This is a genomic window from Chitinispirillales bacterium ANBcel5 (genome assembly GCA_029688955.1).
Classification (GTDB): domain Bacteria; phylum Fibrobacterota; class Chitinivibrionia; order Chitinivibrionales; family Chitinispirillaceae; genus Cellulosispirillum; species Cellulosispirillum alkaliphilum.
In genome coordinates, this window is record JARUKZ010000001.1 from 138,801 (window position 1) to 150,592 (window position 11,792).

At 41.1% G+C, this 11,792-nt stretch carries 8 protein-coding genes; 6 read left to right on the plus strand and 2 right to left on the minus strand.

Annotated elements, in window-relative coordinates:
• Entirely contained in the window at nucleotides 1-1,497 is a 1,497-nt protein-coding gene (gene malQ, locus QA601_00595; protein MDG5813565.1) for a 4-alpha-glucanotransferase, read from the minus strand.
• A 224-nt stretch (nucleotides 1,498-1,721) separates the two neighbouring features.
• Between malQ and QA601_00600 the strand changes: the two genes are divergently transcribed.
• From QA601_00600 to QA601_00620, 5 genes are all read left to right on the plus strand, one after another.
• The gene (locus QA601_00600) at nucleotides 1,722-4,463 is read left to right on the plus strand and encodes a PAS domain S-box protein (protein MDG5813566.1); all 2,742 of its coding nucleotides are present in this window, start codon (nucleotides 1,722-1,724) and stop codon (nucleotides 4,461-4,463) included.
• A gap of 27 nt (nucleotides 4,464-4,490) precedes the next feature.
• Entirely contained in the window at nucleotides 4,491-7,520 is a 3,030-nt protein-coding gene (locus QA601_00605; GenBank protein MDG5813567.1) for a PAS domain S-box protein, read from the plus strand.
• A gap of 26 nt (nucleotides 7,521-7,546) precedes the next feature.
• Nucleotides 7,547-7,915 carry a response regulator transcription factor gene (locus tag QA601_00610; protein MDG5813568.1) on the plus strand — a complete coding sequence of 123 codons (369 nt, stop codon included), beginning with the start codon at nucleotides 7,547-7,549 and terminating at the stop codon, nucleotides 7,913-7,915.
• On the plus strand, nucleotides 7,915-8,262 hold the full coding sequence (locus QA601_00615; GenBank protein MDG5813569.1) for a hypothetical protein: 348 nt from the start codon (nucleotides 7,915-7,917) through the stop codon (nucleotides 8,260-8,262). Before QA601_00610 ends, QA601_00615 begins: the two co-directional genes overlap by 1 nt.
• 96 nt (nucleotides 8,263-8,358) lie before the next feature.
• On the plus strand, nucleotides 8,359-9,051 hold the full coding sequence (locus tag QA601_00620) for a DUF1573 domain-containing protein (protein MDG5813570.1): 693 nt from the start codon (nucleotides 8,359-8,361) through the stop codon (nucleotides 9,049-9,051).
• A gap of 202 nt (nucleotides 9,052-9,253) precedes the next feature.
• Here the strand turns inward: QA601_00620 and QA601_00625 are convergent, their stop codons facing one another.
• Entirely contained in the window at nucleotides 9,254-10,816 is a 1,563-nt protein-coding gene (locus QA601_00625) for a SpoIIE family protein phosphatase (protein MDG5813571.1), read from the minus strand.
• 182 nt (nucleotides 10,817-10,998) lie between these two features.
• On the opposite strand from QA601_00625, the gene QA601_00630 reads away from it, so the two are divergent.
• Nucleotides 10,999-11,673 (plus strand): tetratricopeptide repeat protein, encoded by a 675-nt coding sequence (locus QA601_00630; GenBank protein ID MDG5813572.1) that lies wholly within the window; start codon nucleotides 10,999-11,001, stop codon nucleotides 11,671-11,673.
• Nucleotides 11,674-11,792: the final 119 nt, after the last annotated feature.

Genomic DNA, 11,792 nt, shown 5'->3' on the forward strand with positions numbered 1-11,792 from the left:
TTATACTCTGCCGTACATATAGCTAAGCTTTGCTAAAAGGTGATAGGGGGCATTTTCCATCTGCTCTAAGCTTAACCTGTAGACCCAGTTTTGCCCTCTCTGCACAGGATTGTTCATCCTGCTCTCATCACCAGTGCACAGCACATCCTGAATCGGCACCACTACCAGATTCGCAGGGGAGAGAAAAAGTAGTCGGATGGCCTGCCATATGCTGCCTTTGTCTGAAACACTGCCACCGATATAATCGCAAAATAAATCTCCGGCAGGAGTGTTTTTGTTTAGCAAATACCAACCATAAAGGGTGTTGGTATCATGAGTTGAGCTGCAGGCAAGACTCTCAACCGGGTAGTTATGGGGGAGGTGATGGTTATCGGGGTTGGAATCAAAGCCAAACTGTAATACACGCATACCCGGAATAGAGAAACGCTTCATCACTTCCCGTACATCACTGGTTATCGTCCCCAAATCCTCTGCAATAACCGGAAATGAGGAAAAATAGCTCAGCAGCTCTTTAAATAGACCCTCTGAATCAACCCTGACCCAGCTACCTTTTGTTGCATCCCGGTGGGCTGCGTCAATTTCCCAGTATGCCACAAAGGCCCTGAAGTGGTCTATACGAACAAGGTCGTAAAGATCGAATGATCTTTTGAGCCGTTGTTTCCAGAAACGGTAACTGTCGTTTCTCATTGTTTCCCAGTTATAGACCGGATTTCTCCAACACTGGCCATGAGGGCTTAAGGGGTCTGGAGGAACTCCGGAGAGAAATGCAGGCTCGAAGTGTTCATTGAGTTTAAACAGATGGGGCTCTTTCCAGCATTCAACGCTATTTGAGTTAAGGTAAAAAGGGATATCTCCTATAATGCTGATTTTTTTTTCGTTGCAGTACGTTTTTAGCTCTTTAAACTGAGTTTCCAGCAGAAACTGAGTAAACTTTTCTCTATCAATCTCTTCCTTGAACTCTTGTGAAAACCGTTGCAATGCTTTGGGCTCTCTTTTTTTAAGATCATCAGGCCATTGTTGCCACTGCAGGCCTTTCATTCTGGAGCTTATCACCTCAAAAAGCGAGTAGTCCTCGAGCCAGTGACAGTTTTGGTGGCAAAAGCAGTGATATTCTTGGGGTAATTGTGATCTTACCCTAAACCAGGCTTTACTTAAAAGATAGTTTTTGAAGGAATACGCTTTACTGTAATCGGTTGTTGAAAACTCTGGTGGGTGCAGAGGGTTTAGATCACTTTTACTGATAAGGCCCTGGGAGAAGAGGTGTTGAGGGCTTAAAAACAGCTTGTTAAGGGCAAATGAAGAGGTACTGCTGTACGGGGAGTGATTGTTTTCGCTGCGAGTGGGGTTGATTGGCAGTATTTGCCACAGTCGCTGATTATGAGCATGTAGTAACTGAGCAAACCTGTAGGCACAATCACCAAAATCACCACAACCGTAAAGAGAGGGGAGTGAAGAGATTGCTAACAGTATTCCACTTGAACGCTTATTTATCGTCACAGACACCCCCTATTTTTTTAAGGACAGATAGGCAAATTCGGGGCCATGACTGATAGTTTAGGTTCTACTTCTATATTATACGGCCTGATTTTTGCGTAATAGGAGATGGACCGAATATGGGCATATGGTGATTCTCGTTACCAATTACAGCAAATGCAACTTTTTTGATTCCCCTTTTTGCGAAACCGGCTTAGATGAATTTCCCTGTCTCTTAGGAGAAGGATGTGGAAAAGAAACTAAATACAACAGATACCATACGCGTTTTTGCTGATAAATTTTTGGATCATATCAACACACCACTTCTTGTCATCAACGATGATTTAACGGTTTGTTGTGCAAATCGGGCCTATTGTGCAAAATTTACGGTGCAAAGGGAGTCGGTGGAAAATCGACCAATCCATGAGCTTGAGGACGGGATGTGGGTTAAACATGAAGCAGGGATACTTCTCAAAAGGGTACTTGCTGAAGATAAGGGCTTTAATAACTTGGAAATTTGTATCCGCAAAAAAATGCACCCCCACTATTTTATTCTTTCTGCAAATCCTACTGAATTTGATAAAAAACTGATACTGGTAACCATTGAAGATATTACGGAAAAGAGGCGTACAGAGCAACGGCTTCAGAACATCAAAACTCACGAAGAAACGTTAAAAAAACAGCTACTTGAGATAGCTATTTCTAATAAAAAACTGGAGGATAAAAACAGGCTGCTGGAATCTTTGCTCAGAAGTATTCCCGAAGGGATAATGATAACCGATAAAGAGAACAGGGTTCAGGCATTAAGCTGTTATTTTGAACACTTATTTGGAATCGATCCACAGAGGATACAAAAAGCGGGGGAAAAAGAGAGAACACGATTAATGAATTTATATGCACCAGGGGGTGAAGAGGTTTCCCATAAAGATCTTCCATTAGCAAAAGTAATAAATGAAAAAAAACCAATCGATAATTACGAACTACTGTTTAAACAAAATGGCCAAAGCAGACACGTTACTATAAATGCTGCACCAATTTTCGATAGCGAGGGTGAAATTAAAGGAGCGGTAGGAGTATGGACCGATATTACAGATCGGAAAAAAGCACAGGTGGCCCTGCACGAGAACGAACAGCGCTTTAGGACAATGTTTGAAAATCATCGGGCAGTTATGCTTTTGATAGAGGCTCACTCAGGGAAAATAGTAGACGCGAACAAAGCGGCATCTCTTTTCTATGGTTATACAAAAGACGAATTACGTTTAAAAACTATAGAAGAAATAAACATGTTACCTCCACCTAAGGTACATGAAGAAAGACTTAATGCTCTTAAGGAAAATCGAAGCTACTTTGTTTTCCCCCATAAGCTCAAAAACAATCGCATACGCTGGGTTGAAGTCTATTCCTCCCCGGTCATAACCGATAGCAAAGAACTTCTCTTTTCTGTTATCCATGATATTACGTCTAAAAAAACAGCGGAAGAGGCACTACGCAATAGTGAGGCAAGATTCAATACCGTTTTTGAGGCAATGAGTGAGGGCGTGCTTGTGTTTGATACGTTCGAAAAGGTGGTAATGGCAAATAGAGCAATCACAGACGTTTTTGGTTTTGAAGAGATTAAGCACATTAGAGATGCTCGGGGGTTATTTTTTAGCTCATTCCATTTTTTCAGTCCGGATGGTGAGTTGATTGATAGTGATAATTGGCCTGTTACAAGGGTTCTGAGAGGAAGGTCGGTTAAGAATTTCGAAGTATGGATGCGTAAGAAGAACTCTTCTCAGCGATGGTTTCTGAGTATAAGTGGTGAGCCAATCAGAGATGAAGAGCAAAAGCAAATTCTTGGCTTGATTGTGATACGTGATATTACCGAAAAAAAAAAGATTCAGGAAGAAACCGATCGCAGGGCGGCAGAACAGGAGGCAATTTTTTCCTCTCTGCCAAATGGGTATGTCATATACAACACAGATGGTACGGTAGCAAAGATGAATGATGAAGCCAGAAGGGTTATTGGATATCAGGACATCATGGTTTCAATGTCCTATAAACAAAGGATGCGATTTATCAGGGTGGAAACTCCTGATGGGAAAAAATACCCTGTGGACCAACTACCCTCCTGGCGGGCATTGCACAATGGTGAAACTGTTAGAAATGAAGTGATGCATATTGTTCATAGTAAAGGATCATACTGGATTTCTGCAAGTGCATCCCCTATTCTCTCCAGAGAGAGTAAAATCACAGGGGTTGTGATGCAATTTGCTGATGTAACACCGATGGTAACTCTTCAGCAACAACTTGAAAGTAGGGCTGCAGAACTGTTAAGAGCAAATGAGTATCTCGAAGCATTCTCCTATTCGGTATCTCATGATCTTCGTGGCCCGTTAAACACAATTGAAGGGTTTGTAAGCATTCTTAGGGAAGATTATCTGCATGATATAGACAAAGATGGGCAGGATCTTCTGGAACGCATCTTAAACAATGTGAAAAAGGCCAAAAACCTGATTGATGATATCCTTAATCTGTCAAAGATAGGGAGTCTTGAAGTAAAACGTGAGAAAGTTAATGTCAGCGAAATGGTTTTTGAATACTTAAATGAGCTTAAAGAAAATCAACCCGATCGGGTAGTACGATTTGAGGTAGAGAAAGATATAACAGTAGATGCCGATCCTCATCTCTTACACATTGCGATCGAAAATATTTTACGCAATTCCTGGAAGTTTACATCTAAAAAAGATAGAGGAATAATACGTTTTGGAAGGACCAAAAAAGATTCCCGTTATGTGTATTTCTTAAAAGATAATGGCGTAGGGTTTGACTCATCTTATGCAGAAAATATTTTTGAACCATTCAAGCGTGTACATATTCAGAGTGAATATGGTGGCACCGGTATAGGACTTTCTATAGTGCGACGGGCAATTGAGCGACACGGTGGTACGATATGGGCAGAAGGAGAAGTAGGCAAGGGCGCACGCTTCTATTTTACACTCGGAGATTAATGTACGGTTGGTGAGAAGAGTAATCTTATGGATAGGTTTAAAATAAATTTAGCAATAGCAGTAGTATTAGTAGTGGCAATAATGGATTTGTTGTTGCCAATTGGCTATGGCGCATCGGTATTCTATATCGCCCCGGTACTTCTTTTGTCACACCATGGAAAAGACCGCTCAAGATATCTCTTAGCATTCATTTTGACTGTGTTAATGGTGCTTGGTATCTTCTTTTCCCCTCCCGATTTACCAGTACTGGTAATTACGGCTAATCGCATGGCTTCTATTGCGGTGCTTTGGATTGTGGTGCTCTATATTGCCGAGCGGAACAAAGCGCTTCGAAAAGAGCAAAAGATAGCCCTTGAGCGTGACAGACTTGCGATTATCAGTAGATCTCAGAGTGAATTTTATGAAATGGTGCTTAGAATTGCCCCTGTTGGAATAGCAATTATAAGAGGCGAGGATTGCCGTTTTAAATACGTTAATCCTGAATACTCAGGTATACCAGGTAAGCGACCTTTCGATATACAGGGTAAAACAATGAAGGAAGTGTACCCGGATTTTGCTGCAGCGGGTGGGTTAAAACTAATAGAGGAAGCTCTTCGCGAGAAGAAAGAAGTGTACAGGCCCGAGCTAAAGACCTATGTAGGAATAGGGGAGAAGAGACGTCTTGGTTTCTTTAATCTTCACTTTGTACCGTTGCCCCCGTTTGAAGAGAAGAAAGCTGAAGTGCTTTTAGTAGCAAATGAAATTACAGAGCAGGTGGTAGCAAGAAAACGGGTTGAAGAGGCGGAATATGCATTACGGGAAAGTGAACAGCGTTTTCGTACTCTGGCTGATAACATCTCTCAGTTTGCCTGGATGGCTGACCGAACCGGATACATCTTTTGGTATAACAAACGCTGGTATGATTACACAGGAACTACCCTTGAAGAGATGCAGGGATGGGGGTGGACAAGGGTTCTCCATCCCGATCATGTGGAGGGGGTAGTTAAAAAAATCCAACAATCCTGGGATACCGGTGAAGTTTGGGAAGATACCTTTCCTTTAAGAGGTAAAGATGGCAAGTATCGATGGTTTCTCTCCCGTGCCGTACCTGTATTGAATGATACTGGAAAAGTGAAGTTGTGGTTTGGAACAAATACCGATATAACAGAACACAAAAATCTTGAACAGCGCTTACAGAATTATTCCACACGGTACCAGAGTATGCGTGATTCGGATATTATCGGTACTATAATAGCAGATCCAGATGGTAATATTCTGGATGCCAATGATTATTTCCTTAGGGTTATTGGGTATAGTCGCTCTGAGTTGGAATCCGGGCAGGTCAAATGGAATGAAATTACCCCAAAAGAATATGAACCGCTGGACAAAGATGCTTTACTGCAACTTGATGAAAAAGGGGCTGCAACTCCGTATGAAAAGGAGTTCACAAAAAAAGACGGCTCAAGGGTGTGGGTTTTATTGGCAGATACGCTCTTGCCGGGCCCTCAAAAGCATATTCTTGCCTTTGTACTCGATATCACCGACAGGAAAAGAAATGAATTAGAAATCGAGCGCTCAACAAAATGGCTCGAACGCATAGCGGAAACGACACCGGATGTAATTTTTGTCCTCGATATAGAAAATGAGAAAAATATTTATACCAATAAGAGTATTATGGATATGCTGGGGTATTCTTCTCAGCAATTCAGCCAATTGTCTTACCTTTTTAAAAAGGCTATCAGTCCTTTGGATCTTAAAAGAAGCATAGCTTTTTACACTAGCATGAAAGACGCAAAAAAGGGTGAGATAAGAACTATAGCCCATCGTATTGTCCGTAAAGATGGGGCGATTCGCTGGGCAGATGTACGGGTAACACCGTTTGAGTGGAATGAAAAAGGTGAGGTCAGGGAGGTGCTTGGTTTAGCCAGGGATGTAACAGATTTAAAGAAAACACAGGACTCCCTGGTGGAGAGTGAGAGAAGGTTTAGAAACCTGGCCGATTCGATGCCTCAGCTGGTATGGACTGCAAGCGCCGAGGGAACAGTGGATTACTATAACCAAAACTATAAATTGTTTGGAGGAATTGAGCCTGAGCCGGGAGGGGATTGGAATTGGACGCCTGTATTGCATGAAGATGACAGGCAGATAACACATGAAAAATGGAGTCGTGCAGTAGAAACCGGTGAAGTATATCAAATAGAACACAGGGTGCGTCATGATGATGGATCGTTTCACTGGTATCTAACCAGAGGGGTTCCGGTAAAAAATGAAGAGGGTAAAATTGTGAAGTGGTACGGAACTACTACCAATATCGACTCGGTAAAAGGTACCCAGGAGGCCTTAAAGAGAAGCGAAAAAAAGCTTAAGAAACTAAACGAAGACCTTGAAGAGCTGGTTATTAAGCGAACCGATCAGGTTCGTTCGCTTTCAAAAGCACTGACTCTGGTAGAACATAGAGAAAGAAAGCGCTTTTCACAGATTCTTCACGAAAACCTTCAGCAAATTCTTTTGGCCGCAAACATGCAGCTTGGGGTTCACCTTGAGGAGCACAGTTCATCAGATGACCCTGCACATGCAGCTGAAATCGCTGAAGCTATCAGGTTATTGCGCAAAGCTTTGCATGTTACACGGACTACTTCAATAGAATTAAACCCTCCGGTTTTAGAGGCGCAGGGGTTGGATGCTGCTTTGTCTTGGCTTGCGTCCCACATGAATAAAAACTACGGACTACAGGTCTCCATTGAATTAGATGAGCAGTTGAAAAGAATCAAAAATGATGTGCAGTTAATGCTAATACAGATGGTACGTGAACTGCTGTTAAATGTAGTTAAACATTCTGGTACCAAATCTGCCCAAATTAGCGCAAAATGTGAGTCCAAAACTATATTAATAGAAGTAGCAGATAAGGGCCGGGGGTTTGATATCTCAGAAGCGCGCCTGAGAATGGGGGAGGAGACAACGCTTGGGCTTTTTAGTATAGAAGAAAGAGTGAAACTTTTTGACGGCAATTTCGTAATATACTCAGAGATAGGTAAAGGAACAAAATGCGTTATCTCACTTCCCAATAAAAATTGCTAACTTTCGAAACGGGTGTCTGAACAAAAATGAAAGCTTACATTGTTGAAGATCACGAGGATATGAGACTGATCCTTAAAAGAACGCTGCGAAAAAAGATCGCTGATATACAGATCATTGGAGAGAGTGAAACCGCAGAAAAGGCCATGGAAGATATTGCTGCCCTTTTACCACAAATTGTCCTTGTTGATATCTCCTTACCGGGAATGGATGGTATAGAGATGATTAGAAAATTAAGGCCCCTGTACCAGGAGTGCTTTTTTCTTGTGGTTACAGGTCATGACGTTGATCAGTATAGAGAAGAGGCTTTTAAGGCTGGTGCCAATCAGATCGTATCCAAAGAAGACAGAAAAGAGATGATAGAGATTATCGATCAATATCGCATAAAAGGCAACTAATGAAAAACTCTCAAAACCACATAGTCTACCGCTCTGAGCGCTTTTCACACCTCTACAATACCTCTACAGGAAAAGATCTATGGAGTTTTCTCTCATCCCCTCAGCAGATTAAACGCATGCAGAGCGAGGTCAACACTGGAAACGCACCAATCAAAGCTTTGCTTACCGAACTTGAAACCAGATTTCTCACCTTTTTTACTGCAGGCGACAATGAGAGTGGTGAAGTTGCGGTGTTTATCAATAATATGCTAAAACAACTATTTGAACATCTTGGCTATACACACACCGGCTGTGCTCGTTGTAATGGCAAATTCATTAAAAGTACAGGTATTTTTACCAGTAATTAAGCAAATTAAACAGGTTACCAACTGGAACAGGGATGGTGTAGTGGACTATTTTTATACTTCATCCTTTTTTATTAACTCAATCCGGTTTGGTAGTATATGCTTAAATTTCTACTTCTCTCTTTTACACTGGGTGTTACAACCGCCTTTGCCACTCCCCAAATAGAAGTTTCTCCTGAAATTTATGAATTTGGTATAGTGGAAAAAATTAATACAAGCAAAGCAAATGCAATTTTTATGATAGAAAATACCGGTTCATCACCTCTGGTGATCGAATCTGTAAGACCGAGCTGTGGCTGTGCTGTTGTGGAGTATGATTCTTTGGTTATGCCCGGTGAGAGCAGTAAGTTAGAGGTAGAAATCGATTTTGATCAGTTCAACGGGCCGGTGCAAAGCAGTGTCACCATTATTTCTGATGCCCAAAACAGTTCTGTTCATAGAGTTACAATGAAAGCAGATGTTATTCCCATAATAGATTTATCTGAGTGGTATATTTCTTTAACGGGTGGCAAGCCCTATACACTTTATCTCTCAACGGAAAAAAAGGACTTAAGCATCTCCGAGGTTCGTTTTATTCTTCACCCTACAGACTATTCTGCCGGTGAAGAGGTGTATATAGATCATAAACTGGTTTCTGCTGAAACCAATCAAAGCGAAAAACGTACTACCTATGAACTTAGTTTAACGCCGGATAGTGTGAAAGAAAACTCCTCAGGAATTTTTATCCTCCACACAAACCACCCTTATGAAAGAGAGATTACCATTCCAGGGAGAGTGGGTGTAGTGTATTAAACTCTCGTTTATTTCAACAAAGAAATAAAAATCACCTTTTGTGACCATCGTCACATTCTTTTTTAAGCAAAACAGATATATTTATTATTGTGAAAACGATAGTAGGAGCGCTTCCGCCCCATGCGCCCAAGTATTTACTGGTAAGTAGTTGCAGCTGTATCTGACCCGAAATTCTTTTTAAGGAACTCGGGTTTTTTTTTATTCAAAAATCGACTATTAAAAGTGTGATATCGTCTTCGTTTTGAAAACTATTGGAGAACTGACGCTGGTGGTTAAGGATTGCATCTGCAGCTTCAATGGTATTAAGGGCAATTGTGTCCTGTGCAATTGATATTAACTTATCGATTCCATACATATCTTCGTTTTCATTTTGTGCCTCAATTAGGCCATCAGTATAAAGCACAAATCTGTTCTCTCCGGGAGAGTAGTTAAGATTTTTCTCTGAGAGCATCATATCGGGAAAAACACCCATAAAGAGCCCGTCTGCTTTGATTAAAGAGTATGAAGCATCGTTTTTATTAATCATCAGTATGGGACAGTGCCCGGCGGATGAAAAGGTGATAGTGTTGGATGATGTATCGAGAACAGCATAGAAGATGGTAACAAAGTTATCTGTTTTGATGTCAGAGATAAAGGTGTTATTAATCATTTCCAGTGTTTTTTTAGGTGAATGTTCACTTGCAGAGAAGGTCTTGAGCAAAACTTTCACCATAGACATAATCAGTGCTGAAGCAATTCCATGCCCTGAAACATCTGCCACCACTATGCCATAAACCCCGGGGTTAAGCTCAAATACATCGTAGTAATCCCCACCGACGGTATTAGCACAGAAATACTTCGCTTCCACCGATAACGCTGGTGTACTTTGCATATTTTGAGGCAATAAGCCCTGCTGTATCGATTGGGCTTGTTCCAGATCACATTGAATTCTGGACTGTGCAACTTTAAGATCGTGATTAACGGTATTGAGTTGTTGATTAGTTTTTTGCAATCGGTGGTTGGCTGTACCCAGAGCTTCAAAATTGTGATAGTTTTCGATGACTATTCCAGCCAAATTCACAATAGCGGTAAGTTGTGCGATATCATCACTATTTATCGCTTTGCCCTTTTGGGTCCTGTCCATCCAGAAAACACCCGTACCTTTAAATGCCTTGCATGAAACACAGCAGTACCTGCGTTGGTTTTCATCCTTGGTTTTAATATTTTGTCCCGCACCCATAATACTCCAGCAATAAGGATTAAAGCCGCTATGGGCAGGACACGTCTTTTTAGTACACCCCTTTAGCTCTGCGCATGTACGGGTCAGTTTGCTAACCAAAGGAATTACAAGGTAGGAGCTGGAATTGTATTTCTTTAAAAACAGATCATTAAAAGGATCGGGATCATCGACGACTATGTGCCGGTTTAAAAAGAGCGCATCGGTGATCTCTCCACCTTCAAAACTCAACGGAATAGAGAGATGGCTTATTTCCAAATCATTAAAGCCAACCCACTGTTTGGCTGAAATACAGAATTTCTCTTTCTGGACCTCAAAGAGTGCTACTCTATCGAAATCAAGAAGCTCCTGAATGGCTAACAGCACGGTTTTGATAATGCTGTTAAGATCAGTGCAGGTATGTAAGATCTTGGTCAGCTCATTAATCATTGAAGCATTTAAGAGGTGAGCTTTAAACTCCTCATTTTTTCTTTGAAGCTGCTTACAGTACTCTTTTAGTTCGTTTTTTTTCAGGTTATCTAGGTGGAAAAACTCTTTTTGAGGGCCCATTTGCTTTTTTTATCACTTTTTAAAGAAAAACTCCTACCAACCGGGGTGCTCAGACTTGACTTCAATGCCTCTTGAGAACCATTTTTGTATAATCAAGGCGACAATGTAACAACTGCCCTGTCGTAGTATAACCAGAATGAAATACTATCATTCTTTCCAATGAATGCCAAGGAGGAAGAGCTTTGAATATTAAGTACAACAAAAAAAAGCAGGAAATGAAAAAGGATCCTGTGTTAGACTGGCTGTTTTCAGCAAAAGAATATGCTAAAAAAAACAGCGTTCTTTTAATTGGAGCACTTTTAGTACTGCTTTTTATAGGTGCTGTTTCAGTTTTTTCCAGCAGAGCCAGAGAAGCCGATATCAGACAAAGTCAGGATCTCTTTGCCAGAGCAGTGCTGGAGTTTAATGACGAAAATCTCGACGATGCTATTGTTCTTTTTGGTGATGCTGCAAACAACTTTGGTAACACTCCTCAGGGCAAAATGAGTGCATTTATGCTTGGAAGCATCTATTTTGAGCAACAAAAATATCTCCAGGCAATAGAGTGGTTTCAATTAGCAGTAACCAATATGTCTTCTGCAGGCTTTGTAGGGGCACAGGCTTTAGTTGGTATCGCAACCAGTCACGAAGCTTTAGGTAATGAAGCTGAAGCTATGCAATATTATGAAAGAGCTTTAAGAGATCAAAGAATCAGTTTCAATCATGCTTCAATACGATGGAAGATGGCTCTTTTAAGTGCTCCTTCAGATACGCAACGCTCACAAACTCTTTTGCAAGAGATTATCTCTGATCCCGAAGCTACCGACTACCATTCTAAAGCCCAAAATTTTCTGGCAAGTTTAACTAAAGCAGGATAACAGCCCAGGGAAGTTTGTCTCTTTGCGGGATGCAATGATTAGATGCAAGCACAGGAAAGAAAATAATGTGCTTGCAAATTTTTTGTCAAAGAAATACAATTCTTCGCTCAATTAGTGAA